Source organism: Thermococcus sibiricus MM 739 (genome assembly GCF_000022545.1).
GTDB classification, from domain to species: Archaea; Methanobacteriota_B; Thermococci; order Thermococcales; family Thermococcaceae; genus Thermococcus_A; species Thermococcus_A sibiricus.
The window spans coordinates 998,158-1,024,561 of record NC_012883.1; the positions used below are offsets into that span (position 1 = coordinate 998,158).

The 26,404-nt window shown below is 40.0% G+C and carries 24 protein-coding genes, 1 tRNA gene and 1 pseudogene; 8 read left to right on the top strand and 18 right to left on the bottom strand.

Features of this window, described 5'->3' with window-relative positions:
• The first annotated feature begins 189 nt into the window (after positions 1-189).
• Together TSIB_RS05340 and TSIB_RS05345 are read left to right on the top strand one after the other, a co-directional pair.
• Positions 190-267 (top strand) — tRNA-Lys (locus TSIB_RS05340).
• A 68-nt stretch (positions 268-335) separates the two neighbouring features.
• Positions 336-572 (top strand): hypothetical protein, encoded by a 237-nt coding sequence (locus TSIB_RS05345; protein ID WP_015849370.1) that lies wholly within the window; start codon positions 336-338, stop codon positions 570-572.
• On the opposite strand, the gene TSIB_RS05350 is transcribed toward TSIB_RS05345, so the two are convergent.
• Positions 569-1,891, bottom strand: a complete 1,323-nt coding sequence (locus tag TSIB_RS05350; protein WP_048160347.1) for a DUF4139 domain-containing protein — start codon at positions 1,889-1,891, stop codon at positions 569-571. The two genes, TSIB_RS05345 and TSIB_RS05350, sit on opposite strands and share 4 nt — an antisense overlap.
• A gap of 133 nt (positions 1,892-2,024) precedes the next feature.
• On the opposite strand from TSIB_RS05350, the gene TSIB_RS05355 reads away from it, so the two are divergent.
• Positions 2,025-2,723 (top strand): acetate--CoA ligase family protein, encoded by a 699-nt coding sequence (locus tag TSIB_RS05355; RefSeq protein WP_015849372.1) that lies wholly within the window; start codon positions 2,025-2,027, stop codon positions 2,721-2,723.
• Between the two features lie 32 nt (positions 2,724-2,755).
• Here TSIB_RS05355 and TSIB_RS05360 read toward each other — a convergent pair whose 3' ends face one another.
• Genes TSIB_RS05360 through eif1A form a run of 9 tightly spaced genes read right to left on the bottom strand, consistent with a single transcriptional unit; the run spans position 2,756 to position 10,625 of the window.
• Positions 2,756-3,553 carry a GTP cyclohydrolase IV gene (locus tag TSIB_RS05360; RefSeq protein ID WP_015849373.1) on the bottom strand — a complete coding sequence of 266 codons (798 nt, stop codon included), beginning with the start codon at positions 3,551-3,553 and terminating at the stop codon, positions 2,756-2,758.
• 42 nt (positions 3,554-3,595) lie between these two features.
• The gene (locus TSIB_RS05365) at positions 3,596-4,360 is read right to left on the bottom strand and encodes a DUF4129 domain-containing protein (protein WP_148206173.1); all 765 of its coding nucleotides are present in this window, start codon (positions 4,358-4,360) and stop codon (positions 3,596-3,598) included.
• Positions 4,361-4,363: 3 nt separating this feature from the next.
• The gene (locus TSIB_RS05370) at positions 4,364-4,753 is read right to left on the bottom strand and encodes a DUF1699 family protein (RefSeq protein ID WP_015849375.1); all 390 of its coding nucleotides are present in this window, start codon (positions 4,751-4,753) and stop codon (positions 4,364-4,366) included.
• 5 nt (positions 4,754-4,758) lie between these two features.
• Positions 4,759-6,009 carry a DUF530 family protein gene (locus TSIB_RS05375; protein ID WP_015849376.1) on the bottom strand — a complete coding sequence of 417 codons (1,251 nt, stop codon included), beginning with the start codon at positions 6,007-6,009 and terminating at the stop codon, positions 4,759-4,761.
• Positions 6,006-7,151 carry a DNA topoisomerase IV subunit A gene (locus tag TSIB_RS05380; RefSeq protein ID WP_015849377.1) on the bottom strand — a complete coding sequence of 382 codons (1,146 nt, stop codon included), beginning with the start codon at positions 7,149-7,151 and terminating at the stop codon, positions 6,006-6,008. Before TSIB_RS05380 ends, TSIB_RS05375 begins: the two co-directional genes overlap by 4 nt.
• The gene (gene top6B / locus TSIB_RS05385) at positions 7,144-8,844 is read right to left on the bottom strand and encodes a DNA topoisomerase VI subunit B (protein WP_015849378.1); all 1,701 of its coding nucleotides are present in this window, start codon (positions 8,842-8,844) and stop codon (positions 7,144-7,146) included. The genes TSIB_RS05380 and top6B overlap by 8 nt, the downstream gene beginning before the upstream one ends.
• Complete coding sequence (locus tag TSIB_RS05390) at positions 8,831-9,493, bottom strand: KH domain-containing protein (protein WP_015849379.1); 663 nt, start codon at positions 9,491-9,493, stop codon at positions 8,831-8,833. The genes top6B and TSIB_RS05390 overlap by 14 nt, the downstream gene beginning before the upstream one ends.
• Before the next feature lies 1 nt (position 9,494).
• A complete protein-coding gene (locus TSIB_RS05395) occupies positions 9,495-10,271 on the bottom strand; it encodes a serine protein kinase RIO (protein ID WP_015849380.1) in 777 nt (258 codons plus the stop codon).
• A 6-nt stretch (positions 10,272-10,277) separates the two neighbouring features.
• Complete coding sequence (eif1A, locus tag TSIB_RS05400; RefSeq protein ID WP_394295178.1) at positions 10,278-10,625, bottom strand: translation initiation factor eIF-1A; 348 nt, start codon at positions 10,623-10,625, stop codon at positions 10,278-10,280.
• Between the two features lie 172 nt (positions 10,626-10,797).
• Here eif1A and TSIB_RS05405 point away from each other — a divergent pair, with 172 nt between their 5' ends.
• Positions 10,798-11,961 carry a hypothetical protein gene (locus tag TSIB_RS05405; protein WP_015849382.1) on the top strand — a complete coding sequence of 388 codons (1,164 nt, stop codon included), beginning with the start codon at positions 10,798-10,800 and terminating at the stop codon, positions 11,959-11,961.
• 131 nt (positions 11,962-12,092) lie between these two features.
• On the opposite strand, the gene gdhA is transcribed toward TSIB_RS05405, so the two are convergent.
• Positions 12,093-13,352: a glutamate dehydrogenase gene (gdhA, locus tag TSIB_RS05410; protein WP_015849383.1), complete on the bottom strand. Its 1,260-nt coding sequence runs from the start codon at positions 13,350-13,352 to the stop codon at positions 12,093-12,095.
• A gap of 597 nt (positions 13,353-13,949) precedes the next feature.
• Here gdhA and TSIB_RS05415 point away from each other — a divergent pair.
• Both TSIB_RS05415 and TSIB_RS05420 read left to right on the top strand, forming a co-directional pair.
• Positions 13,950-15,518: a sodium-dependent transporter gene (locus TSIB_RS05415; RefSeq protein ID WP_015849384.1), complete on the top strand. Its 1,569-nt coding sequence runs from the start codon at positions 13,950-13,952 to the stop codon at positions 15,516-15,518.
• Between the two features lie 157 nt (positions 15,519-15,675).
• The gene (locus TSIB_RS05420; protein ID WP_015849386.1) at positions 15,676-16,404 is read left to right on the top strand and encodes a hypothetical protein; all 729 of its coding nucleotides are present in this window, start codon (positions 15,676-15,678) and stop codon (positions 16,402-16,404) included.
• A gap of 15 nt (positions 16,405-16,419) precedes the next feature.
• Here TSIB_RS05420 and TSIB_RS05425 read toward each other — a convergent pair whose 3' ends face one another.
• From TSIB_RS05425 to TSIB_RS05450, 7 genes and pseudogenes are all read right to left on the bottom strand, one after another.
• Entirely contained in the window at positions 16,420-16,737 is a 318-nt protein-coding gene (locus TSIB_RS05425) for a P-II family nitrogen regulator (RefSeq protein ID WP_048160349.1), read from the bottom strand.
• A gap of 49 nt (positions 16,738-16,786) precedes the next feature.
• A pseudogene (locus tag TSIB_RS05430) lies at positions 16,787-18,786 on the bottom strand (1,4-alpha-glucan branching protein).
• A gap of 206 nt (positions 18,787-18,992) precedes the next feature.
• Positions 18,993-19,154: a hypothetical protein gene (locus TSIB_RS10445; protein WP_187146400.1), complete on the bottom strand. Its 162-nt coding sequence runs from the start codon at positions 19,152-19,154 to the stop codon at positions 18,993-18,995.
• Between the two features lie 27 nt (positions 19,155-19,181).
• Positions 19,182-20,186: an aspartate-semialdehyde dehydrogenase gene (gene asd / locus TSIB_RS05435; protein WP_015849389.1), complete on the bottom strand. Its 1,005-nt coding sequence runs from the start codon at positions 20,184-20,186 to the stop codon at positions 19,182-19,184.
• A complete protein-coding gene (gene thrC / locus TSIB_RS05440; protein WP_015849390.1) occupies positions 20,183-21,361 on the bottom strand; it encodes a threonine synthase in 1,179 nt (392 codons plus the stop codon). The genes asd and thrC overlap by 4 nt, the downstream gene beginning before the upstream one ends.
• Entirely contained in the window at positions 21,352-22,230 is an 879-nt protein-coding gene (locus tag TSIB_RS05445) for a homoserine kinase (protein WP_015849391.1), read from the bottom strand. The genes thrC and TSIB_RS05445 overlap by 10 nt, the downstream gene beginning before the upstream one ends.
• The gene (locus TSIB_RS05450) at positions 22,199-23,233 is read right to left on the bottom strand and encodes an aspartate kinase (protein WP_015849392.1); all 1,035 of its coding nucleotides are present in this window, start codon (positions 23,231-23,233) and stop codon (positions 22,199-22,201) included. The genes TSIB_RS05445 and TSIB_RS05450 overlap by 32 nt, the downstream gene beginning before the upstream one ends.
• A gap of 760 nt (positions 23,234-23,993) precedes the next feature.
• Between TSIB_RS05450 and rqcH the strand changes: the two genes are divergently transcribed.
• Positions 23,994-25,946, top strand: a complete 1,953-nt coding sequence (gene rqcH / locus TSIB_RS05455) for a ribosome rescue protein RqcH (RefSeq protein ID WP_015849394.1) — start codon at positions 23,994-23,996, stop codon at positions 25,944-25,946.
• Entirely contained in the window at positions 25,943-26,383 is a 441-nt protein-coding gene (locus TSIB_RS05460; RefSeq protein ID WP_015849395.1) for a hypothetical protein, read from the top strand. The genes rqcH and TSIB_RS05460 overlap by 4 nt, the downstream gene beginning before the upstream one ends.
• Positions 26,384-26,404 lie beyond the last annotated feature (21 nt).

Here is a 26,404-nt window from a genome sequence, read left to right on the forward strand (position 1 = left end):
GGAGAAACAAAGCAGAGTTTATAACTCCTTTGGTTAGACTTTTCTGTATCTCAAAAAGAAAATAACCAGTATGCGAAACTTGTTGATAGAAAGTTCATTAAAAGTCCAACAGTTCTCCCCCACAAAATGCCTCTAATCTTGGAATAGACCAAAAACTTTATAAGCGCATCATAATCTCTAACTTATCGAGGGCCGGTAGCTCAGCCTGGTTAGAGCACCGGGCTTTTAACCCGGTGGTCGCGGGTTCGAATCCCGTCCGGCCCGCCATCTCACAACTTTTCTAAAAATCGAAAGAGCTTAAAGTCTTGAATACTAATTATTTCTGGGGTGATGAGATGACAGATGTTTTTGAACTAGCTAGAAAATATCATAGTGAATTAGGAATAAAAGAGCCAAGCTTTGCCACTCTCGCAGCTGAACTTTTTGGAGATTTAGGCCTTAGCGTGATGAATCACTTACAAAAAGAAGGCTACTCGTTAAAGGGAACCAGATTCTTAGATTATGAAAAAAGCCTTGTGCTGGAAGTAGTAAAAGAAAATAAAAACTATGAGATTCTCTTAAGAAGACTCTAATATCTAACTTCGTAATCGAATATTATCTCTTCCTTTTCCCCTGGATTAACTGTTACTTTGAACTCTACGTAATCTGCCGTTTCGTTTATGGGGCTTATTGAGCTTTCTAGTATTTTTCCACGCCACTTGTAATGTCTCACAATTACCTCTTTACTCTCCTCTCCAAAATTCCTCAGTGTAACTCTAATCTTGTAGTATCCGTAGTGATCATCATGTCTTTCTTCTAGAACCTCCGTGGTTCCTTTCAAGTCAATATCCCTTCCAAGTTTGAGTCGTAGTGTATCTCCTTTCGCTGTATGATCAATCATTTGTTCGCCAATTAAAACGTTTTTATCTTCCATCTCTTTGTAAATTTCCACAATACCTTTTGGAAGAACATCATTTGTCTTCAGAGAAATTATTTCGTAGATGTCTTGGGCTCCACCGTAAGGGTAGCTCTCATAGAGATACTCCCTAATAAAGTCAGTCTTTTGGTAAATGTATGGAATCATTTTCGTTTCAAATGCTCCTATATCTACCGTACCGAGCTTATAGAGATAGAAGGCCTCTATTTTTGTCTGCTGAATTGGCTCTTCTGGAACTTCCTTTCCTACCATTGACTCGGTTGCATAATATTTGTCAAAGATTACTTGAAGAGGTTGATAAAACTGGACATCTCCTGAAACCAAGAGAACTTCCGTATTTTCAAATGTTTTGTTTGTAGGATTGTTAATTAAAATATACCCATAAAACTCTGCATTATCACTTAAATACAACTTGTACCTTGAATTCCACCCTATTCCTTTAACCCTGTAAATAAGTTTGAAGAAATACTTACCATCTTCATCAGCATTTATCAAAGCATAGGTGTTTGATATGCTCTCCTCTCCCAGAGTGGCTGTTTTTATATATTCAATCTCTGTAGGTTCTATGAGGTAGTATGCGTTTCCCTGAACGGCCACTTTTCCATCGTGATACCCCAAAAATTTCCCACTTATAGTCTCACCACTTTTGAGTTTTATTGTTATCTCTTTCCCAATGTTCGCCTCTATAAGATCTTTCCCTGTAACTTCCTTGTTTATGATTCCTAAAACCTTAACTTTTTCATCTAAGGGTTTTAATGTTATTTGGCCAACATCAAGGCCTTCTAAAACGTCTAATGGTACTTCATTTATCCCTTGCTTTAATTCAAGCTGGAGAGTTTTTTCCACTACTCCAATTTTCGCAGAGTCGTAGAGGGCAATACTTGTTTGATCTTCTTGTGCCTGTGTTTGGTGGAAAATCACCATGGCCAGAAGAACAAAACTCACCAAAATTCCCCCAATAATTTTCTGTTTCATATTTTTCACCATCTATATATTAGTGCCCGTTCTATTTATACTAATCGACAGCTTCAACCTGATTCAAAATGGAAAGACTTTTAATATTGTCAACATAACTGAAACTGTCATCATTATAATCGAGGTGGTAGATATGGATAGAGTTGCAAAAGCTAAGGAAATAATCGAAAAAGCAAAAGCTGAGAATAGACCACTTGTAGAGCCCGAAGCAAAGGAAATTCTTCAGCTATACGGAGTTCCTGTTCCCGAGTTCAAGGTTGCTACAAATGAGGAAGAGGCCGTCCAATTTGCAAGGGAAATAGGATATCCCGTAGTTATGAAGATTGTCTCTCCACAAATTATCCACAAGAGCGATGCGGGTGGTGTTAAGGTCAACATAAAAAGCGATGAGGAGGCTAAAGAAGCCTTTAATACCATTATGAAGAACGCCAAGAACTATAAACCTGATGCTGACCTTTGGGGGGTTATTATCTACAAGATGCTTCCACTTGGAAAGGAAGTCATCGTGGGTATGATAAGAGACCCACAATTCGGACCGGCCATCATGTTTGGTCTTGGTGGAATTTTTGTCGAAATCTTAAAAGATGTTAGCTTTAGAGTTGCTCCAATAAGCAAAGAGGAAGCACTTGAAATGATAAAAGAGATCAAGGCCTATCCAATCCTTGCTGGGGCAAGGGGAGAAAAACCAGTAAACATTGAAGCTCTAGCTGAGATCATCATGAAAGTTGGAGAGCTTGCTCTAGAGCTCCCAGAAGTAAAAGAATTAGATATCAATCCAGTATTTGCCTACGAAGACACCTCTGTTGCTGTCGATGCAAGAATACTTCTTTAATCTTTTTTCTTTATAATTTAAAAAAGAGGATGTTAATTCCATGTTTCTGCAATTACATCGTGTTTGTGGATACTTTCATGACTTAAAACTCTTACATGAATATTTCCCTTAAATCTCTGCCTTGCCTTGAAAATAATTTCTCTAGCTACATCCTCCACGAATTTAGGATTAGAGTACATGGCTTGGACCACTGCATTTTCATCTGCAGTTTTCAACAAAGTGTAAGTTGGAGAACTAAATGACTCCTCAACAACATCTATCATGTCCTCCAATGGGATTTCTTCATCATAATCAGTTCTTATTTCAAGAGTTGCAATTGCCCTTTGAATATGTGTCTTTCCCTGATTATTTGCCATAGCATGTGGACAGGCCGTGTTACCAATAGCTATAACTTTTAAGACTTTTTCAACTTTCTCGGGTTCTTTTATTACTCCTACCTCCACATCATATGTTTCAAGGGTTACTTTTTTGCTGGCCGGAGTTTCTCTTTCCATAATCAACTGTGTCTTGATCCAAGCTTCAGCCCTTCTGTGAGGATGCTTCTTCTCCAAACGCCTTATTATAGCAAGCCCAAGCTCCTCCAATGAGGTATGGGCCTCTTTTACTTCCTCTTCCACTGCTTCACTCATCGTCTCAGTGATACTTTCCACAAGACGACTCATATGAATACCTTTCTTCTCTTCGGGTACATCTATAGTTATCTCAAATGTTGGAATGAACGTGTAAAATTTTCCTTTCCAATTTATCCTTGCAATTGTTCGTAAGTTAGTTATCCCAACCCTATGAAGTCTCTCTCTGATTTCCGGAATTTCTTCTTGAGTTTCGAACATTTTCTCACCACCATTAGGGAAACCTAAACACTTCTTTTAAACTTATCTCAAAAAGTGCATCAGCTTTTCATAACTCTCCCTAGCAATTTTAATGTCTTCTTTATCCAGTTTGTATCCATACTTTGCCTTTTCAAAAACTCTTGTAATATTGTCTAAGTCTTCCAAATCCTCAAAGATGTCTTTCAATTTATCTTCGTGCTCCCAATGAGTCCAACTCTTTTGATAAGGATATCCTCTTTTTATAAGGCCTGCAACAACATTTTTGTACATTTTAATTATTCTCTCTTCAGGTGACCCTTCAATTGTATCGAAAGTTATCTCGGGATCAAATTTGGTAATTTCAATTTTTTGAGGTTCTTTTTTTCTATAAAAGAGCAGAACGGCAATAATAACAATAAACACGAAAATAGGAATAAAATAAGCATAATCCGGAAGAGGTTCGTAGGTAATTGTAAAAGTGTCGTTAGAAAAGCCAAGCTTGGGATATTTTATCACCGGAGCCTTAATACCTCTATAAGGCTCTACTCTTTTGCTAAAAAGTGCTCTAAGTGCTATAACAATTGCTAGGATTATAATCAGTTCCCTCAAATACTCTCCCTTGGTTCGTTTACGTCTCTTTACTGACATTATTGGTATTCCTTTTTTAAAGAGAAACCATATAGCATATCCAAGAAATCCAAAAAAAAGAGTTGCCCATGCAAGATATAGAATTTCAATGTTGAACGAACTTTGTCCATGTTCTACGGTAGCTCTAAAGAGCATTGTAATGAAAAGCAACAGTATCATAAAAGGTACCAATCGCTTCATCTGTTATCGCCCGTTAATTATGTAATAAACTGTTCTCAGTGGAATTTTTAGCTCTTGACTTATCTCTTTGGGAGTTTTGCCCTTCCTCACTAACTCCTCAATCTGCTTTATAATAGCAGCATCATATTTTTTAGGCCTTCCACGGGAATGATTTGCTGGAACTAGCTTTATTCCCATCTGACTGAGGGCCCTTATGATTTTCTTAGAAACTTTAGGGTAAAGACTTGAGGGACATTTAATAATCTTGACATTAGGAGCCCTTTCTAATATTTTCACAAGAATTACCTTGGTAGGACGGAGATTTATGTATACTTCAGTAACTTCTCCGTTTAATGTTTCGTCTATTTTTTTCAAGAGTTCCTCATTATTTCCCGCCTTTATCTCCACCTTCATCCTACTCACCCTTGGAGGAGTTCCAAAAATTGTTTGGCCTTATCACTCTTAGGCATGAATTTCTCAAATTTTCCTACATCTTCAAAAAGTGATATATGGAGCCCAGAAAGAACGAACTTCTCTATGGCATCTTTTAATTCAGTCTCATCAATCTGGAGGAGGTTACTGACCTTCTTCTCATCAAATGAACTAACACCATATAGAATAACCCCTCCCAGGAGATAATTGGGAATATTTGAGATCTCACTTCTTCTTCCACTCAAAAAGCTTTCTATCTCACATTTCTTGATAATTAACATGCTTCCAAAGCCAGTTCGGAACTCTGGCTCATTCATAAAAGGAACATCAAAGATTGAATAATGACAATCGATACAAGGCTTTATCTGAGGATAAAGGCTGATAGATTCTCTTTCTTTTTCGGAAGTGAGATAATAATACCTGAAAAAGTCAAGAGCAAGAGCTTTAACACCTTTTTTTGGATATGTTGAGGCATATGCCAAAGCAATGTTATCAACGGTGTAATGACTAGTTATTAGAACTCCCTTAGTTTTGACATAGCTTAAAACTCTCCATCTATATTTCTGTCCAAAACGTTTTCTTAATTCGCTATCTATATCTGCTTCTACCGGAAAATCTAAACGTTCTTTCTTTAATCTGCCCTCTTGCCAATACTCTACTTCAATTCTTATACCTTTCTTCCTTATCTGCCCTTTTTCTTTGAGTTTCGATTTTATTTCCTTAAATGTGTCTCTTACCTTGTTATCTTGCTGACTAAGAATTTTAAGAACATCTCCTGAATATGCAAGGTGTGGAAGAACTTCAAGTCTTCCAAGTTTTATGCTCTTTTCAGCCACCTTTAACTTCTCAAGATCTCTCTTGTTTGTGATATTTTTGATATCTACTCCTTTTTTTCCTTTGTAAAAAGTATAATGGGAGTCTATCGTAGCAAGGGCAATTTTATGGGCAGTTATGGCTATTCTAAGTCTCTCTAGAGTTAGCATTCGGTAGTGATTTCTTAAGAAAATTCTACGAATATGGGGATCTCTTTCTTTTTTGCCCAAAGACCCCACATAGATATGAGCTTCACCAACTCTACGGGAAAGCTCATCTTCCATGTTTTTGAGGATCATAAGGTTTCTATTTAAATTAAAAGCTAAATAACGAGGATCGAAATTTTCAAATAACCTGTTTATATTTATCCTTATATCATCTAAACCCCTGTTAATTTGAGCTATGAGCTCCTCCGTTGTTGTCATGGAAGCAATTCCTCGTTACCGATTTTTTCAGGAAGGTACTCTTTAGCAACGAATTCTAAGCTCTTATTGGCTAGAGCCTGCTGCTCAATCCTAACTCCCCATTCAAGGGCCAATTTAAGTTGTCTTTGCCACTCTTTGTTCTGGAACCAAGGATAGTTCATCTCCTCTATGATACGTTTGTAATCTCCTGTGGGGCCGCCTTTTTTGTTGGGGGGAATCCCTTTAAGTTTTTCAGTTACATTCTCAAGGCCGTATTTCTTTATATCGTCCATTGTCATTCCTACAAATTTTGCTTCTGGGGTAGCAAGTTTTTCACTAAGGTACGCCAAGTTTATTGAACCTTGTTTTATTGTGGAATAAATGTACCATCCATATGGATCCCCATCAGTAAAGACAATTATTGGAAGGCCTTCCTCATAATGAAGCCTATGTATTAAACGTCTAACACCACGAGAAGCCTGTCCTTGGGTGGCAACTACTAATGCTTTCTCCTTCTTTGGATATTTTTCTTCAATCAACCTATCTGCCATAGCAGCAGTCTCAACCACCAATACATAATCAACATTTATTTCTGGAAACTCTATGTGCTCCACTGTCCCAGGTACTGCCCATCCACCCATACCAAGCTTTGAAGCATTAAACTCATCTTCGCCATCCTTGATGACAACATCTCCATAAATATAACCTCTCCTATCTGCTGTGATATGCATTTCTTCTCTAAGAACACCAAACATACGCTCCAAATCCTCTATAATCGGATCGCTCTCACTTTGATCTTCAAATGTGTTTTCCTTACTACCAGGAATGGTGTGCTTGTTCGCATAATATGCTTCTCTCAAACTTGCATGTTTTCCTTCACTTACAAGCCGTTTTATGTAGGCCGATATCAAAAGAGTCTGCATAAATTTTCTAGCATGAGCAACATGGAAGAGATACCTTCTCGAAGTTTTATCCCCCATTTTAATCAAACGATCCCTCTCATCAAAGTAAACGTTACTGAGCCCCCTTGTAGGAACATCTATGAATGGATTCCTTCCTCTAGTTATTTCTTCCAGAACTTTTTTTCCAAACCTTTCCAATTGTTGGAGAACCTTTTTAGGATCATAGCTAAATCTTTCTTTTGGTTTTTCACGTTTAAGCATCGCTCTCAGCCTCCACTGCTTCGTCTATACTCTCAAACTTTTTCTCGATAATTGTTACCAACATTTTCTTAATCTCACCTTCCGGGAGACCTGTAAGTATGCTTAAAGCTCTTGAAACTTCAGGAACGTACTTTTCAAGCGTCTTTCTTCTTTTAACTTGGTAAAGTTTGCGGTGTTTTCCACCTAAGTACTTTGCAAGCCTTCTTGCAACATCCATCACTGCAAGCCTTATCTCCTCATATATTTCCTCTTCATTTGCAACGCTTTGCTTCCCAGTAGATGTATAGGGAACATGAACACTGACTACATTAACTAGAAGTGCTAATGGCGCTCTGTCAACGTCATCAACTCTATAACGTTTCCAATCAATATTTCTCGCTGCAGAGGTTATCACACATGAACCTGCATCAAAGAGCAATGGCACTCTATTCGCGTATCTTAAGAGATCAAAGCCACTACTTAGCTCTCCACCAAAGGCAAGCCCTACTTCAACTTGGAATGGAATGCCGCCCCTATAGACCTTCGGTGGTCTAGTTACAGAAGTTACAAATTCTGGCCTTAAAATTCCAGTGAGTCCTTTTTCTATATTCTCCTCTCCAATAGGCCTTAATCCGTGAGTAGGGGGTGCCAAAAACGTCATGTATTTAAATGCCTCAACAATTTCTTCTGCCTCGTGCCACGTTAGTTTTTTTGGAGGTTTTTCCATTATCTTTCTGACTTCTCTAAGAACTTTTTTTCCCCTTTTTCCAAAGCTTGCGATTATTTTATCTACTTCACCATCTACAAGTCTCTTCATGAGCTGCTCTTTTACATTTTGCTCTTCTTCCTCTTTTATAAGCCTCAATGCAGTTATATACTGTACCAGCTCATCTATTTTTTTGTCACTTATTCTCGAAAATTCTCCTATGAGAAAAGTTCTTACAGTCGTTCTCGTTGTTCTTTGGGCCATCCGATAAATGTCATCAGTTATAATTCCCTTAGGATGTGGTTTCATTTCCTCTGGAGGTTCTGGAAGCTCCTCACTGCTCCTTGAGAAAACTATGAGTTTACCATCAGGTTCTATAAACTCTATGTGTGCATGAGGATTAGCTATCGCAGTAAGCTTTAGATACCAGTAAACACCTTGTTTTGAGCGAATGTAACGAACATCCTTAACTTCCATCTCTATTCTTGTTCCTCTCCATCCTGTTGGGTTTGGATGTTTTATTTTCTTGAAGATCTTGCCCTCATTTTTATCTACATCAATACCTACCCAAGCTTCTATTATCTCCTCCTCACCTGTGGAAGTGATAATTCTAGTGGCTTTACCACTTGTAATCTGAGCAAACATCACGGCACCGCTAATACCTATACCTTGTTGTCCCCTACTTTGAATATTTCTGTGAGCCTTTGTACCTGCAAGCATCTTACCAAACACGTGTGCAATAAACTTTTCAGGAATTCCAGGACCATTATCTTCCACTATTATCTTATAATGTTCTGTACCAAGTTCCTCTATTTCAACTCTAACATAGGGAAGTATTCCAGCCTCTTCACAAGCATCAAGAGAATTTGTCACTGCTTCATGAATCAGTGTTGTTAATGAACGCAGTTTTCCAGTATAACCAAGCATTGCAGCATTTCTTCTAAAAAATTCACTGACACTCTGGATTTTAAACTCTTTAAATAGTTTGTCTGCCTCAGAATTCGCCATAATACATACCTCCTTCGAGTTCTAAGTCTTTCTTTCTTCTCTCTAGATACTTGTAAACGGTTCCATGAGGGGAACCTTTGACAAGTTTTTCAATAGCAGTTTTCGCCACTTGGACTTGAAGGGGATTTCCAATAATTGCAACAGTTTTTCCATAAACACTTATTTCCGTTCCACTCATTTCTTCAATGATTTCTCTAGTTCTCCCTTTTCTTCCAATAATCCTCCCTCTAACTCGTGGGAGAGCATTTCTTTCATTGCCTATAATAATATCAGTCAACTCCACAACTTCAAGAACTTCTCCCTCATTTAGAAGCCTAAATGCCCTTTCTGGAGAAAACCCTCTTCCAATAGCAAGAACTATATCTCTGGCTTTCCAAACTGCTAATGGGTCTTCTGTTTCTTCAGTTGAAGTGATGAACACTTCTCCCGTGTTACTATCAATATCTATTTTAGTCTTTGTAGCATCTTCAATTTTTTTCTTTGTCTCACCGTTCTTACCAATGACTACTCCAATCCTCTCTTTAGGAATTCTCACAAACTCTTCTTGCTCACCAACTACCACAAACTCTTCAACCTCAAATGGATCTTTTCCACTCTCTTTTTTATCCAAATATTCATACTTTTTCAACTTTTCTTCAAACTCGTCCATATTAATCACCTGCAAGCTCTCTAAACTTTTCATCAGGGTTATCAACTTTGATTCCTTTTTTAGCGAAGTAATTAGTTATATTTCTTAAATCCCTATAAAGCAGTGTTAAAGCCATCCTGTTTCTCCTTACAGTCGCTTGAGACCAATCAATTATTACGGGCTTCTCCCAAATTAAAATATTATATTCACTTAGGTCACCATGAACCATGTCCCCTCTTTTCCAGAGTTTTTCAATCGATTCCATTGCAAATTCATAAAGCTCTTCAAATTCTTTTTTATCTAAATCACGTTCAACATCCTTTAATCTGGGGGCTGGGGATTCATCCCCTATGTACTCCATTATTAGGACATTATTACTAAATACTATTGGTTCTGGGGCCCTAACTGCATATTTCATAGCTCTTTGGAGGTTTTTAAACTCTCTTCTTGTCCATACAAATACCATTTTTCGTATATCCTTTGGCAGGTAACTTATTCTCGGATCTGCTGCCAAATATTCCCATATCCTTCTAAACTCAGTGGTATAAGTACGATAAACTTTAATCGCTACATAATTACCATCCTCGTCAACACCCTTAAACACATTCGCCTCTTTTCCAGTGGAAATCACGCCCAATAGACGCTTTATTTTTCCTCTTTTATGAAAGTACGCAAGGGTGTCGATCGTTGTTTTATCAAACACTTCGCTAAATACTTTATAGAGCTCATTATCCCTTTCTCTACGTTCATCTAATCCTAAAATCTGAAAGATTTTCTTATCAAGATCCTTAGGGTTCATTGTTCATCACAGGGTTAAACCGCCGCTAAGAAACTCTTGTGTAATTTTTTTCTTTCTTAAAAGCCAATCTATCTGGGTTTTTGTATAACGATACACAATATCTCCTCTTTCGTCACTTTGAACTTCCCAAGGCTCTACTATTACCACGTCCCCGATTCTAATCCACATTTTTCTCCTAAGTCTACCAGGAATTCTGCATCTTCTTATCTTATTATCGACACATCTAACATCCATCCACCCTGATCCTAGTGCTTGTTCTACTACTCCAAATACTTGGTTATTCCTTGGAAGAGGAACTCTAATAACCTCTTCACCCTCAACACTCCTATTTTTATCGTTTCTTGGCATGAACATCACCTCAGGTAGTTTATTTAATACCTTTATAAGTCTACTCTTTTGCAAATATTTTCTACTATCAGTTGTTAGTGCTACTTTAAAAATTTTTGCATGAGTGCATTTAAACATCCAAAAAGTTGAAAAAGAAAAGAGGCTAAATTCCAATTACGGAAATTAGGAGGTACTACTTATGAAAGAAACAGTTCTTCTCACAGGCCCTCCTTTAAATGGGCGAGATGAATACACAAAGGAGGCCTTAAGGTTAGCAAAAAATGAAAATTTCCAATATTATCATGTCTTTGATTATCTCAAGGAAATTGGAAGAGAAAAAGGAGTCAAAATAACCAGAAAAAATGTCTTGGACTTTGCAATAAGCCATCCAGATCTAATGAATACTATAAGAGATGAAGCTTTTAAAAGAATAAGAGATGAAATTGACAGGAGTGACAAGAGCTTTCACCTAGTATCTACTCCTGCCCTTTTTAGATGGGGAAGTGGAAGTGTTTTGGGCTTCACTTTAAGCAACTTGAAACTTCTAAAGCCAAGTAGGGTAATAATCGTTCTGGATGATATTCTGAGTGTAAGAAGAAGAATAATACATGATGAAGAGTGGTTTGAACGCTTTAGAAGAAACGAGGAAAACATAAAGCTGACGACCCTCGTGATGTGGCGTGAAGATGCTATAAATCATGTAAAAACCCTTGTACACGAGTTGAATAAAGAAGAGATTCAGGTTCGTTATGTCCTCCATTTTGGCATTAGACACCCCCATCAAACTTTCATTGACTTAATTTTCCATGAAAATGAAAAGCCCCTTATTTATCTCAGCTATCCCATGACCGGCCATGAGGAAGAATATTACCATAAAGTTAGAGGATTCTACAAAAAGTTGAGCAAATATTTCACCATCTTAGACCCGGGAGCACTTGATGATTGGTGGATTGTTGCTGAGTATGATGCTCAAGTGGAGAAGAATCCGGAGATACAAAAGATAAAGATAAAAAATATTTTCGATGGAGAGGAAATAGAAGAGCTCGATAGGGATGATATAGAACAAGCTACCGACATTTTGAGAAGACAGCTTGTTGAAAGGGATTTCAACTTAGTGGATGTCAGCAAAGCCATAGCAGTCTATCACTATGCTCAAGGAGTTTCTGCAGGGGTTATAAGCGAGATGGCAGAGGCTTACAGAACTTTGGGAGCAATTTATCTCTATTATCCTTTTAAGAAGAGGCCAAGTCCGTTTATGGAATTCTACGGCATGCAAAACCCTTCAAGGAGAACCATGTTTAAAGATGAGGATGAGATGATCCAAGCAATGGTGGAAGAGAAGGAGTACTGGACAAAAGCCTAGGGCAGATTGTACTCTTTAAGACTCCAGCTACCTTTACTTATACTGAGACAAAGAGATAAAATCTTTAACTTTACAAAAATCCAAACTTCAGAATTTATTTATGAAACTAAGAGAAAAAGAAGGAAAAGAAATCACTTCTTGACCCATCCGCGGGCCTTCATAGCTTCGTATACTCTGCTAACTGCCCTTACATAGGCAGCGTCTCTCATGTGAATATTCTTCTCCTTATGAATGTTGTAAACACCCCAGAATGCTTCAGTCATCTTCCTATCGAGCTTCTCTCTCACTTCATCTTCTGTCCAGTAGTAGCCCATCAAGTTTTGTACCCACTCAAAGTAGCTGACTGTAACACCACCAGCGTTACAGAGGAAGTCTGGGATCTGGAGGATGCCCTTCTCGTGGAGTATATCATCTGCTTCTGGAGTGACTGGACCGTTTGCAACCTCAGCGACTATCTTTGCTTTCACTTTGTCAGCATTATCTTTGTTTATTACCCCTTCAATAGCTGATGGAGCAAGAACCTCCACTTCCAACTCAAGGAGTTCTTCATTTGTTATGTTTGTAGCACCTGGGAAGTCCTTAACTGATCCGTGCTCTTCTTTCCACTTGAGGACTTCATCTGGGTCAAGGCCGTCTGGGTTGTAAATACCACCTTTGCTGTCGCTAACTGCAACTACCTTCATGCCTAATTGCTCTTTAGATAGTTTGGCCATGTAATAACCAGCATTACCATAACCTTGAACTGCAATTGTCTTTCCATTTAGATCAATGCCCAAGGCCTTTGCAGCTTCTCTAACTGTGAAGACAGCGCCTTGAGCAGTAGCAGTGCCTCTTCCTAAAGAACCGCCAACTATAACTGGCTTACCTGTGATGATACCGAAGGATGGGACCTTCCTCCTTGAGATTGCTTCATACTCATCCATCATCCAAGCCATGATTTGTGGATTGGTATATACGTCAGGAGCAGGAACATCAGTATATGGGCTTATTATGTCGTAAATAGCCCTTATATAACCTCTAGCGAGTTTTTCCTTCTCTCTATCACTGAGCTTCTTAGGATCAACTATTACTCCACCCTTACCTCCACCATAGGGTAATCCCAAAGTAGCACATTTCCATGTCATCCAAGTAGCCAATGCCTTGACAGTGCTTAGGGTTTCTTCAGGGTGCCATCTAATACCACCCTTTGTTGGACCGAGAGCCCAGTTGTGTTGAACTCTAAAACCAGTGAAAACCTTTACAGAACCATCGTCCATCTCAACTGGAATGCTAACTTCAAGAATTCTTTGTGGTTTCTTAAGGAACTCAAGGGCCTCTTCACTTATCTCCATATATTGAGCAGCCCTTTCCAACTGCTTAATTGCCATCTCAAATGGGTCTAGCTCAACCATGTTCATCCCTCCAAATTAGTTGATTAGCGATACAAATTTGAGCAATAGCCTATATAAACTTTTCGTTAGAAGGGGTTAGAGAACCGATATTTTTAAACAAAAGGTTGTGTACACACATTTCCTTATAAATAAAAAGTTTTTAAAAAGTTTTTAACAAAAATGACTTTGGAGGTTCTTTTTAACATGCATCAATGTATAAAACAGAGTATTGATGTATGGAAAAATTTGTATTTGTCAAAGAAAAATATAATAACCCTCAGCGAGAAGTCGGTCATCACAACTCAGCTCACTCTTGTTCCAATCATCGGGTTATGTATAATAACATCAAAATCCTTTTTAAATTCAAGGGTGACAGGAAACTCAGATATTATTCAGTTAATCTTTAATCCTTGACAATTTTTCAAAGTATGTTTTTGTAACTCTTTTTTGTGCTGTCACATTGACAAATACCAAAATCTATGTTTTAAGTCCATGTAAATCGTCTTTTGTCGAAATAGGGCAAGAGAAAAGTTTATTAACCCTCCAAGACATAGACACAATTGCTGATATTTGTACATCAGCATAGTTTTTAGTACAACACTATACGAGGTGAAATGAATGGAGCAAAGAGATAGATGGGCAACCAAATTGGGTTTAATCTTAGCGATGGCAGGAAACGCAATAGGTCTAGGAAACTTCTGGAGATTCCCATACCAGGCCGCTGTGAATGGTGGCGGTGCATTCATGATACCCTACTTTGTTGCATTGTTCCTCCTCGGAGTCCCCATCATGTGGGTAGAGTGGGTCACAGGTAGATATGGAGGTAAGTATGGGCACGGTACTTTAGGCCCAACATTCTACCTAATGGCTAGAGAAAGCTTGAAACCAAGAAGCGCTGTTATCTTTGGTATGATCGGTGGTATGTTAGCATTCTCAGTCACAACACTGCTTAACAGCTATTATCTGCACATTGTAGGATGGTCAGCAGCTTATACCTACTTCAGTATAACAGGAGCATACTTTGGAAAAGACTCCGTAGAGTTCCTTCTTGGCTATCTCAGCAACAATATGCAAGTGTTCATATTCTGGGGCCTTTCAGTTGCACTCCTTGGTATCGCAGTAGGCCAAGGTGTTAGCAAAGGTATTGAGAGATGGGTCAAGGTTATGATGCCTGCATTATATGTGGCAGCTATTTTATTGGTTTTAAGATCTCTCACTCTCGGTTCACCAGTGAAACCAGAGTGGAGTTCAATTAAAGGATTTGAATTCCTATGGGAGCCAAGATTTAGTGAAGTGACATTTAAGTCAGCTCTAGCAGCAGCAGGACAGATATTCTTCACTCTATCACTTGGTATGGGTATTATACAAAACTATGCTTCTTACCTAGGCCCAGAAGACGATGTAGCCCTCTCAGGCCTTGCAACAGTCTCACTTAACGAGTTTGCTGAAGTTATCCTCGGTGGTTCAATAGCCATACCAATAGCCTTCGCTTACCTAGGCCCAGAAAAGGCTATAGCAGGTGGTGTCGGTTTAGCATACATAGCATTACCAAACGTCTTTATGAGAATGCCTGGTGGACAGCTCTTCGGTGCTGTATGGTTCCTACTATTATGGTTCGCAGGATTCACGTCAGCTATAGCAATGTACAACTACCTAACAGCGTTGCTAGAGGAAGATCTTAAGATAAACAGAAAAACCGGTGCAGCAATTGTGTTCATACTCTACTTGATCCTTGGTCTTCCAGTTGTCCTTGATCCAACAAAAGCAACACTTGACCTCTATTACCTAACAGAGCTTGATAACTGGGTTGGTTCATACTTGCTCGTCGTGCTTGGACTCTTCGATATCATAGTTGCAGTGTGGCTCTTCAAACCAGACAACTTCTGGGAGGAACTTCACAAAGGAGCGTACATTAAAGTTCCTGGCTGGATCAAACCTATTATTGTGTACATAGCTCCAATTTACACAATAATACTTCTATTAGGAAGCACAAGAGACTACTACAAAGCAGGCTACTTCAAGGCAGTGCCTGGTTACGTTGGTGCACCAGAATATGCTAACTGGGTCTGGTTTGCAAGAGGTATGATGCTATTCATCCTCATCATTGGTGCCATTGAAGCATACTTTGCTATCAAGAAGAAGTACGCCGAAGAACTAGAAAAGAACGAGGTAATAGTAAAGCTTTGAGGTGATAAAAATGAAAGGAAGTGCTTTAGCATTTATGGCCCTTGCATGGGGCATAATATTCATCTGGATGTACTTGGCAGTAAGCAAATTGCTCAAGGCAGAGCAAAAATCTTAAATCCTTTTTCTTTCCTTTTAATATTTAGAGGAGGTGTTTTTTATGAAAAGTCCAGACCTTCTTAAAGAAACTGCAGAAATTTTAGAAGAAGTTGAAGAAAGGATTAGAAATCTAAATTCACTCTCACCGAGGAAAAAGCAAAATGCTTTAAACCAAATAAGAGAGGCAAAGGAAAATTTTAGAAAAATGGCAAGTGAGGTTGTTATTGACAATGATGAACTCGCCAGTTTCTTTTTAAAACGTGCAAATAAATTGAAGAACAGCACAAATGATAAAACAATAGAAAAACTTGGCGAAAAAACTTATATGAAAGACGTAGAAGCCATGTATAAATATTCCAAGGCCGCCCCATATGATTTTGCGGGATATATGAAATATGTAAATAGGGGATATAAAGCCTATGTGTGGGGAATGGTAAGCTTTTTTGTTGTAACAGCATTCTTGCCGTTGGAATTCAAGATAACCTCCCTCATTCTGCTCATTCCAATAATCCTCTCTCTATTAAGCTTGAGAAAGAGAGGTTATAGTGGCCTTATGTTAGCATTTGCTGCAATCCCTATACCACTAATAACTGGTGCTCTAGCTCTCAGGGCATATATGGAAGTTTTTATAAATCCCACTGCACTTCAAGAAGCTGCACAAGGTTTAGGAGTCTCTACAAGTACTGCTCAACTCATTGCAGGCGTAATGGTACTCTTTGGAATTGCAGAGGTATTCCTCTTAAGCTACGCCATTTACATGTTCTATAAGCACAGGCACGCTTTCCTTTGAAAAAAAAGAAAGCCCTCAGTAAAGGGCTTCGTTTCCTCTCTCCTCCGTTCTTATCCTTATTGCTTCATAAACCGGTAGAATGAATATTTTGCCATCCCCCGGGATGCCCCTTCTTGCATTCTGGATTATCACATTAACAACCTTCTCAACATCTTCATCCTTAACGACAATCTCAATTTTCATTTTTGGCATAAGCTCATAAGGGGGCACCCCTCCTTGTACACCCCTACCTTTAACTGGATAAGCTGTCATAGGGACTATACCCATTTGTTTTAGGGCCTTATGAACCCTATCAAACTCCTCTTCCCTAACAATTGCTTCAATTTTTTTCATAAATTCCACCAAATATAATAGGGCAGAAGAAAAAATAAACTTTTCTAAATCAAATCGAGAGATATTTTAATGCTTTTTCAAGTCTCTTCTTTGGAATTCTAGTTTCTTTTGCCAGCTTTGTTAAATCAACATTTTTAAGATCTTCAACACTTCTGATTCCGGCTTTTTTCAGTTTTTCAACTGTCTTTGGCCCTATTCCCTTTACGGCCAAAAGCTTTTTCTCAAAGTCTTTCTCCTCTTTTTCTAAATCTCTTTCCTCTTTTGTTGTTTTTTCAAGCTGTAGAGTGGCCTTACTGATTTCCCACTTTCCCTCTAACTTTTGAGCACTTGCGATGCTTATATTTTCTCTTACTTCTTTTTTATTTCCTTTAATTCTTTTGATTCTTCTAATGGAGCCTCAGGTGGCTCGATATACTCCGAAACACTTGGAGATTCTTCACTTACATAAACATCAATGTCTATGGAGCTAAACGGGTTGTCTTTTTCTTCAATTTCTTCCAAGAATTTCATATCCTTAAATTCTCCGCTTTGGAAGTACTTCTCCAGAGCATTTGCCAAGTGATGGAAACTGTTTGCGTGTTCCAAAAGGCGCCTCTTCCCATACTCTTTTGCCTGACTCGTGGTAACAAGGAATGGCCAATCACTGCTTTCAATAAGGAGCAATTCTCTTCCAAGTTGCTCTAAAACTCTATCGCCAAATTTATCCTTGTGCAAGTATTTACTCGCAAGAGCTACCATTCTTCTCTCCGCAAGATGTATATGCTCCCACATCCACTCCACTTCTGGATTCCACCAGGTGTAATGGGTTCCATACATCCCCCAGGATCCTTCTGGAAGCTCGATCTCATATCTTTCTCCCTGGTAGTTCTCTAAGAACTTTGAAATTGTTATAGTTTCTATATTTTCTTCTGCCATTAACTCCAGCACTTTTCCAAGCCATTTAACACCCTCAAACCACCAGTGGCCGAAGAGCTCTGTGTCGTAAGGTGCCACGACTATTCCCTTAGCTCCATGTTCTCTCTCGTATTCCTCTAAGAGGGATTTAACTAAACCTACAAAATGTTTTGCATGCTCTTCCACTCTTTCTAAAGCCTTCTCAGGAACATAAGGCTCTTTTTCTCCTAAACCAATAGCCTTGGATGTAATTCTCCAATATTGGCCGCCACTTTTCTCTGCTTTTTTGTGGAATTCTCTATACCAAAAGTCTCCTGGATAGCCTATGTCTGCACTCCACACTTGAAGACCAGTCTCTCTGTTCCTAGCGAATACAGCTATATTAGTTCCTTTTATGAAGTAGGGCCTCAGTGTGGACTTTTTAGTTTTCGCAGGGAGTATTTTTCCATAACCAAAACTTGCTGGACCTTCATCTATCAAATGACTTTCAACAAAGAAAAACTTCAACCCGTGCTTTTCCAGAAACTTCTCGAGTCCTTTTCTCCACACAATTTCTCCACTGCTTGGACTTTGCCAAAGCCCCTCTGGTCTATATGCACACTCCGGGAGCCATATTCCTTTTGGTTTTCTTCCAAAATGTTTCTCGTAAGTAAGAATACCATTGGTAATCTGTCCTTCAATTGCCTCATCTCTCTCCAAAAGAGGCAGATACCCGTGGGTCGCGGCGGAGGTAATTATCTCAATGTATCCCTCATCTTGAAGTTGCCTAAAAACTCCCAATATGTCCCCGTTTATGTTTTTCCAATATTCATAAACCTCCATAAAGTACTTGATCATATACGAGATTGCGTTTTTAAGTCGTTCATCGTCATATTTCTCTAGGTCTTCTTGCATGGCCTTAAGCTTTCTCTCCATATATTGCTCAAATTCTTTCTTCATGTACTCATCTGCAAGTTGTTCTGCTAATATCGGTGTAATGCCGATCATCAGTTGAAACTTCACCCCTTTTTTCTTGAACCTTTCAAACTCCATCAAAAGGGGTATGTAAGTCTCCGAGATTGCCTCAAAGACCCATTCTTCACCAAAAGGCCATTTGCCATGCTTCCTTACATAGGGAATATGGGTGTGAAAAACAAAAGTAAAGTAACCTTTCATCTAGTATCACCGGGAGTGTTATTGTATCCAGAGTATTTAAGATTATCCCAAACAGAGTTGAACTGTAATTGATTACGACACAGGTTAGTTTTAAAGGAAAAAGGAACAATCCAAGCCCAGAAGAGACTGGTTAAAGATCTGGTGTTTGGAATAGAGAGAAACCAGTGACAGTCTCAATAAAGGGCGTACTTCTCATGAAAGCCAACTCAAAATGTTACAAATGCTAATTCTTCGAACTCAGCAAAAACGAATTCGTCCTTGCAACTCAAATAAAGGGTTTCATGGTATACTTCAGGATGGAAGCAAGCAAAAACTGGATGAAGAAGTCTACCCAGAACTCTTGAGAGCTTTACTCGAATATCCCACATCCCACTCCTACTAACCCTCTTTCTTTTTTAGATATATCCCAGTTTCTTTGCCAGTTCTGCATTGAGCAGAGACCCTCCCGCGGCCCCGCGAACAAGGTTGTGACCGGTAATCACGTACTTAAAAGCCGAGTCACTCCCCTCCACTCTTCCCACGGTTACGGTTAACCCCTTTCCTCTCTCACGGTGAAACCTCGGCTGGGGAACTTCAGTGTAAACAAGGGGTTTTTCGTAGCTCGGCAGACTGAGACTTTTCAGCGGATCAAAGGACTCAAAAGCTTCCTTTATCTTCTCAGTACTTCCGTGCTCAAGTTCTATAAAAACGGCCTCCGTGTGGCCATGCAGAACTGGGACACGTGTCGCTATTGCAGAGACTTCGAAGAGCGCTGGTTTTATCCTTCCATTCTCAATCTTTCCAAGAATTTTTCTGCTCTCGTTCTCAATCTTCCATTCCTCGCCACTTATGAAGGGAATCACATTGTCGTGAATTGCCAGCGCTGAAAGGCCGAAAAATCCTGCACCGCTTATGGCTTGCATTGTAGCCACGTGAACCCTTTTTATCCCAAAATCTCTGAGAGGAGCGAGAGATACGGCCAAGATCGCCGTGGAACAGTTCGGGTTCGTTACTATGAAACCATTCCAGCCTTTCCTCTCACGCTGAACCTCGGTAAGCCTCAAGTGCTCTGGGTTGACTTCAGGAACCAGTATCGGCACGTCGTCGTCATAGCGGTGAACCCTCGCGTTGGTAAAAATGGGAATGTCTTTAGCGAGTCTCTCCTCAACATCCCCAGCCAGAGAAGCCGGAAGAGCATTGAAAACGAGGTCAACTCCCGGATCTTTGAGGAAGTCTTCCAAGGAAATGACCTCAAAATCTCTGAACTCCTCTGGAGAATCCTCGACCAGTTCACCATATCGAATTCCTGCCGAACGCTCCGATGCTACGAGTTTCTCAACTTCAAACCATGGATGGCCCTCTAGAAGTTTCACGAAGGTTCTTCCAACCATGCCAGTCGCTCCAAGAACAGCTACCTTCATCGTATCACCTCTTTAAACGCATCAAGTGTTGGTTCTATTGGCTCAGGAAGTGTGAACCTGTTGAGAACAACATTTGGATCCTTCAACCCGTGACCTGTCGTTATGAGAACATAGCTTTCACTTCTATCAACCTCACCTATCTCAAGAAGCTTTATAAGTCCTGCCAGTGATGCAGCGGATGCGGGTTCAACAAACAGGCCTTCTTTACTCGCCAGTAGTTGTTGAGCCTGGAGTATTTCCTCGTCGCTTACGCTTTCAAATAGCCCCCCTGATTCTTTGACGGCACGCCATGCCTTGGGCCAGTTGGCAGGGTTGCCTATTCTTATGGCGGTTGCAACGGTCTCCGGCTTTTCGATAGGTTTAAACTTCTCCCCTGTTTTCCAAGCCCTCACGAGAGGGGATGCGCCTTCTGCCTGTATCCCCATCATTCTCGGGAGTTTCTCCGTTATTCCTTTCTCGTAAAGCTCCTTGAACCCCTTCCAAATTGCCGAGATGTTACCTGCATTTCCAACGGGTAGGACGATGTTGTCGGGTACGAAACCGAGTTGGTCATAAATCTCTAGTGCTATTGTCTTCTGACCTTCCAGCCTAAAGGGGTTTATGGAATTGAGCATGTAAACACCAAGCTTTGCGCTCGCTTCCACTACAACTCTGAGTGCATCGTCAAAGTTGCCTCTTACAGGTACAACCCTGGCTCCGTAAATTATAGCCTGTGCAAGCTTTCCAAGAGCTATCTTTCCGCTAGGCACTAGGACATAAGCTTTAATCCCCGCCCTCGCTGCGTAAGCTGCCAAAGACGCTGATGTATTGCCAGTGGATGCACATATCACCTTGTCCATACCGAGTTCTAGGGCTTTGGAGACGCCAACTGTCATCCCTCTATCCTTAAAAGAACCCGTAGGGTTTGCTCCTTCGTTTTTGGCATATATTTCGACACCAAAGCCCTTTTCAAGGTTCTTGAGCTTGTAGAGTGGTGTTCCACCTTCATTCAGCGAAACCCTGCTCTTAACTGGTAGCCAACTCTTGTATTTCCACAGCGTTACATTCTTGCCGTCGAAGACGTCCTCTGCTCTATCGAGGTCCGTGACGACCTCAAGTAGCCCACCACACTCACAGCGGTAGCGGAGGTCATTTTCGTCATATTTTCTTCCACACTCAATACACTTCAAAACCATATGGCACCCCTTCCAACTTTTGTAACATAAACATCAGCCTTAATATCCATTCCGCTGAAAGTCTCAGCTATGACCTTCCCTATTTGGGCCACATCCTCTCCTATGGCAAACACTGCTGGGCCGGAACCGGAGACTGAGAAACCGTAAGCACCTGCTTCAAGTGCGGCCTCTCTTACAGTTTCATACCACTGCATGAGCTGTTTCCTGTATGGCAGGGCTATCCTGTCATCGAGAAGCCTCCCAACAGTCTGAAGGTCATTTTCCTTTAGAGCGAGGATTAGAGATGCTGCTAGGGCGAGATTTCTAATAGCATCTTTCCTTGGGATTTTTGATGGAAGAATCTTTCTCGCCTCGCTCGTCGGAATTTCGATCGCGGGAAGAACCACCACAACTTCGAAGTTCACTGGAATTCTCCAGATCTTCAGTGGCTCGTAGGATTCTATAATCGTGAAGTCGCCATAGTAAGCTGGAATCACATTATCTCCGTGGACACTGCCCGAAGCCACTCGTTCTCCCTCCATTGCCGCCCGAAGTATCATCTCATCATCCTCAACACCAAGAACCTTTGCCATCGCAAGCGCTCCGGCCAGTGATGATGCTCCCGAGCTTCCAATCCCACTTTTGGGCCTTATCCCCTTGGTAAGTTTCATTTCTAAGGCGGTCTCCTCTCCCACCATTGCCGCGAGAGCTTTTGCCGAAACTATGGCAATATTGTTGGAATTCTCCGGTACTTGGTAGCCCTTGACTCTCACCATCCATTCATCTGATTCCTTGAAGCTCAGCTCGTCGTAAGGCTTCCCTACACCTACACCAAAGACATCAAACCCTGGTCCAAAGTTAGCTATAGTCGCATGAACTCGTACTTTCATCAAAGACCACCTCATGGATTTCTCTAAGGGCGGGAACAAGCTCCTCCTTCTCGATGGTGAGTGAGAAGTACCCCCTTCCTCTTCTGCCTTTCCAACCTGGAAGTTTCTTCACACCGACAACTGCTATCCTAGCAATCTTCCCTTCGACACGGTGAACAACTATCGGCCACTCCTCCCCGAATTCAGAGACAAGGGTCCCCATGTTCCAGTCTTCAGTCTTTCCGAGTATCAAGGGGATTCCTTGGAGCGGCTTGAGGGCTTCCGGGTGGAGAGCCTTCATGCCAAGCCTTGCCGCCAGCATGGCTCTGTCTCTTGATATGAAGTGAAAGAGTCTTGCCTCAGGTACAAGTCTCGGATCGGCAGTGTAAATACCCTCCACATCACTCATTATCAGCACGGCCTTCGCTTTAAGCATCGCCCCTAGAGCAGAAGCAGTATAGTCACTTCCACCCCTGCCAAGCGTTGCGGTTCTTCCGTTAAGGTTACCTATGAATCCAGTAACAACTGGAACTACCTTCTCTGTTAGTTCTCCCAGTTTTTGAACGTGAGGTAGGCTTGCTGAAAAATCAATTTTCGCATTTCCGAAGCTTCCACGAAGCATCAAAACCTCAGTAGCATCCAGAGAAAGTGCTGGAACCCCCTCATTCTCTAAGGCTTTTGCAAAGAGGGCTGCTGAGAGCTTTTCTCCGAAGGAAAGAATATAGTCTCTCCATGCAAGGTCATGGCGACGCTTGGTAATTGCCTTCTCTAGGTCGCTTAGAATCGGCTCTATATCCACCCCAAGCCTGTTAGCCATTTTTGAATGTTCTAGAATGATGCTTTCAAAGATACCCAAATCGGACTGCTCTGAAAGCTGTATCAACTTCTCTGTGACACCCTTAAGAGCAGAAACGACAACTACAAGCTTGCTTCCCTCTAGGAGATATTCAACTAACTTCAATGCGCTCCAAAACGAGTTCTTCACTGAGCTTCCTCCAAACTTTACTACTCTGAGTTTCTCCATCACCCATAAATAATCACCACAGCTTAGGGAGTTTTTTAGAAGATATAAAGTTTTCCCGATTTTTTTCAGATTGATGGCAACAATTCCCAGTCTTTGATAGGAAATTTACAATGACTATGTGGAAATCTACCTCTCCAGTTGGATAGCTGACAGTACCCTAGAGATGTTTGTTCTACTGCTAACTACCTCCCAGTGTATCGTGTTAAGGACACTCACATCCCCGAACTCTCTCTCCCGAGAAGGGGGCCGAGTTACTGGGCCTTCATCTATCAAATGGTTTTCAACAAAGAAAAATTTTAGCCCGTATTTTTCCAAAAATTTTTTCTAAGTCCGTTCTTTACAAAACTTCACCAGTACCTGAACGCTACCTACCATTAACTATTAAAAATTAAAGTTTTTGTAAATCTCCCTCTCATCCCTACCTTAAAAGGCGAGGCCTTCAGTTGTAATCATCTGCAAGTTGCTCTGCTAAAATTAGTGTTATCCGAAAAGGGGTATGTAAGTCTCGGGTATACCCTCAAAAACCTACTCCTCACTAAAAAGCCATTTACCATGTAAGGAATATGGATATGAAGTGCAAAAGTAAAATTACAACCAAGTATTTAACATTTTTGCCCTTTTTGAAACAGTTTTGAGTCGACAAAATGATCTACAAGAATAAAATAGACTTTAATGGAAGAATTCTGTTTTTTGAGCAATTAATATTTCATAGAAAAAGGGTTTAAAAAGTATCCCTCTAATTACACCAGGTGAAAAGAGAATGAAACAAGAAATGAGCAGTGTCGACATAAAGTACATAGTGGAGGAGCTAAAAACCTTGGAAGGTGCTAGAGTCGATAAAATATACCAAGACAAGAACCGAGTTAGAATTAAACTACATACAACGGGAGAGGGGAGAAACGATTTAATCATAGAAGCCGGTAAAAGGATTCATTTAACTACTTACATAAAAGAAGCTCCCCAGCATCCATCTTCATTCACAATGCTGCTCAGAAAGTATTTAAGCGGATCACGAGTGGAAAAAATAGAACAACACGATTTTGATAGAATTGTAAAGCTAAAAATTGGCAACTATACTTTAATTGCAGAACTTTTCCAGAAAGGGAATATAATATTAGTTGATGAAAACAACGTGATAATCTCTGCCATGAGATATGAAGAGTTTAAAGACAGAACAATAAAACCACAACACGTGTACCTACTCCCGCCTGCAAGAGAGAATCCAGTTGACATCTTATGGGAAAACTTTAGGGAACTTATTTCCTCTCAAGATGTGGAGATAGTAAGAGCACTAGCAAGAAAACTCAATATGGGCGGACTATATGCAGAAGAAATCCTCTTAAGGGCCGGAATAGAGAAAACAAAACGAGCCAATGCTCTTGATGAAAATGAGCTTAAAGTTATATTTGAAAAAATAAAAGAGGTCTTCAATGCCCCTAAAAAGGCCAATATCATATACAAAAACGACAATCCTATAGACGTCGTACCTATCGAGCTTAAATGGTATGAAAGTTATAAGAAAAAATTCTTCACTACCTTTAGTGAGGCACTTGATGAATATTTTGGAAAGATTCTTCTTGAGAGTGCAAAGATAGAAAGAACAAAGAAACTTCAGAATAAGAAAAGACAACTCGAAGCCACTCTTAGAAAACAAGAAGAGATGATAAACGGATTTAAGAACCAAATACAAGAAAATCAAGAAATTGGAGACTTGATATATACCAACTTCGCCTTTATTGAGAATCTACTGAAAGAGCTTTCAAAGGCTGTAGAAAAACTTGGATGGAAAGAATTCAAAGAGAGAGTAGAAAATGGCAAAAAATCTGGGAATAAAATTGCTCAGATAATCAAAAACATAGACGCTAAAGAGAAGGCAGTCACAATTGAACTTGATGGAAAAAAAGTAAAACTCTATTTAAACAAAAGTGTTGGAGAAAATGCAGAAATCTACTATGAAAAAGCCAAAAAAGCAAAACATAAACTCGAAGGGGCCCAAAAAGCCCATAAAGAAACACTAAAGAAAATCAAGGAAATAGAAAAACTAATAGAAGAGGAGGAGAAAAAAGAGCTTAGCGTGAGGAAGCTCGAAAAAAGAAAGAAGAAGTGGTTTGAAAAGTTTAGGTGGTTCTTAAGTAGTGAAGGATTCTTAATAATAGCTGGAAAGGATGCCACAACGAATGAAATTGTAGTTAAAAGATATATGAGTGAAAACGACCTCTATTGTCATGCTGATATTTATGGTGCCCCCCATGTAGTAATAAAAGATGGTAAAAAAGCTGGAGAAAAGACACTATTTGAAGCCTGTCAGTTCGCCGTTTCAATGTCAAGAGCTTGGAAAGAGGGATTATACTCCGGAGATGCTTACTGGACAGACCCCAACCAAGTTACAAAAAAAGCCCCAAGTGGAGAATATCTTGGCAAAGGAGCATTCATGGTTTATGGAAAGAGGAACTGGATGCATGGCTTACCCGTAAAGCTCGCTGTTGGAATAGTGCAATACGAGGAAGAGAAACTACCTATGTGCGGGCCGGTGGAAGCGGTAAAAGCCCATACTGACAAATACATTATTATTCGTCCAGGAAGAATGAAAAAAAGCGAATTTGCAAAAAAGTTAGCGAAAATTCTAGAGAGATGTGGATACAAAGTTGATCTTGATGAGCTTATGCAAATTCTTCCTCCTGGCAATAGCGAAATTGTGGAGGTGATTGAATGATAACACTCTATGCAATAGCCCAAAGGGAACTTGCGAAAGACCTGCTTTTTGAAATAGATGATGAAGTCGTTACCTTATCTGTTAAAGGAATTATGATAGCCAAAAGTGTTTCAAAAACATACAACTTCTCTTTTGTGGAAGTTACAGATAATGAGTTTGTTCTAGCAGTTCAAATGAAGGGGTATGTGATCTACTTGGGACTTGAAAGTGATGAGATAATAGATGAAGATGCGTATCCTGAACTGGTAAGAGCCTTAATAAATCATCTCTTGTCTAGTCTTCATAACCTGGTTAGAGAAGCTGAAAAAGAATATCAAGGAAAGGCTGACTTGCTTTTGGATGACAATATGAGTGCGGAAATGAAAGAGTTCTTCTATGAGCTACTTCTCAAACATCAACGGGGTTTACCTACTCACGAACAGGTCGATGTGGCATGAGCAAAGGATTTTTAAGCCTCA

Bases quoted from the DNA above. Each gene is read 5' to 3' on its own strand.
- top6B (WP_015849378.1), bottom strand. From the start codon at position 8,844: ATGGCGAATTCTGAGGCAGACAAACTATTTAAAGAGTTTAAAATCCAG.
- TSIB_RS05395 (WP_015849380.1), bottom strand. From the start codon at position 10,271: ATGAACCCTAAGGATCTTGATAAGAAAATCTTTCAGATTTTAGGATTA.
- TSIB_RS05375 (WP_015849376.1), bottom strand. From the start codon at position 6,009: ATGACAACAACGGAGGAGCTCATAGCTCAAATTAACAGGGGTTTAGAT.
- TSIB_RS10445 (WP_187146400.1), bottom strand. From the start codon at position 19,154: ATGTGGGATATTCGAGTAAAGCTCTCAAGAGTTCTGGGTAGACTTCTT.
- asd (WP_015849389.1), bottom strand. From the start codon at position 20,186: ATGAAGGTAGCTGTTCTTGGAGCGACTGGCATGGTTGGAAGAACCTTC.
- eif1A (WP_394295178.1), bottom strand. From the start codon at position 10,625: ATGTTCATGCCAAGAAACGATAAAAATAGGAGTGTTGAGGGTGAAGAG.
- TSIB_RS05370 (WP_015849375.1), bottom strand. From the start codon at position 4,753: ATGAAGGTGGAGATAAAGGCGGGAAATAATGAGGAACTCTTGAAAAAA.
- TSIB_RS05415 (WP_015849384.1), top strand. From the start codon at position 13,950: ATGGAGCAAAGAGATAGATGGGCAACCAAATTGGGTTTAATCTTAGCG.
- TSIB_RS05445 (WP_015849391.1), bottom strand. From the start codon at position 22,230: ATGAAAGTACGAGTTCATGCGACTATAGCTAACTTTGGACCAGGGTTT.
- TSIB_RS05360 (WP_015849373.1), bottom strand. From the start codon at position 3,553: ATGTTCGAAACTCAAGAAGAAATTCCGGAAATCAGAGAGAGACTTCAT.
- TSIB_RS05405 (WP_015849382.1), top strand. From the start codon at position 10,798: ATGAAAGAAACAGTTCTTCTCACAGGCCCTCCTTTAAATGGGCGAGAT.
- TSIB_RS05350 (WP_048160347.1), bottom strand. From the start codon at position 1,891: ATGAAACAGAAAATTATTGGGGGAATTTTGGTGAGTTTTGTTCTTCTG.
- TSIB_RS05420 (WP_015849386.1), top strand. From the start codon at position 15,676: ATGAAAAGTCCAGACCTTCTTAAAGAAACTGCAGAAATTTTAGAAGAA.
- gdhA (WP_015849383.1), bottom strand. From the start codon at position 13,352: ATGGTTGAGCTAGACCCATTTGAGATGGCAATTAAGCAGTTGGAAAGG.
- TSIB_RS05355 (WP_015849372.1), top strand. From the start codon at position 2,025: ATGGATAGAGTTGCAAAAGCTAAGGAAATAATCGAAAAAGCAAAAGCT.
- TSIB_RS05380 (WP_015849377.1), bottom strand. From the start codon at position 7,151: ATGCTTAAACGTGAAAAACCAAAAGAAAGATTTAGCTATGATCCTAAA.
- TSIB_RS05345 (WP_015849370.1), top strand. From the start codon at position 336: ATGACAGATGTTTTTGAACTAGCTAGAAAATATCATAGTGAATTAGGA.
- TSIB_RS05460 (WP_015849395.1), top strand. From the start codon at position 25,943: ATGATAACACTCTATGCAATAGCCCAAAGGGAACTTGCGAAAGACCTG.
- TSIB_RS05390 (WP_015849379.1), bottom strand. From the start codon at position 9,493: ATGGACGAGTTTGAAGAAAAGTTGAAAAAGTATGAATATTTGGATAAA.
- TSIB_RS05365 (WP_148206173.1), bottom strand. From the start codon at position 4,360: ATGAAGCGATTGGTACCTTTTATGATACTGTTGCTTTTCATTACAATG.
- TSIB_RS05425 (WP_048160349.1), bottom strand. From the start codon at position 16,737: ATGAAAAAAATTGAAGCAATTGTTAGGGAAGAGGAGTTTGATAGGGTT.
- TSIB_RS05450 (WP_015849392.1), bottom strand. From the start codon at position 23,233: ATGGAGAAACTCAGAGTAGTAAAGTTTGGAGGAAGCTCAGTGAAGAAC.
- thrC (WP_015849390.1), bottom strand. From the start codon at position 21,361: ATGGTTTTGAAGTGTATTGAGTGTGGAAGAAAATATGACGAAAATGAC.
- rqcH (WP_015849394.1), top strand. From the start codon at position 23,994: ATGAAACAAGAAATGAGCAGTGTCGACATAAAGTACATAGTGGAGGAG.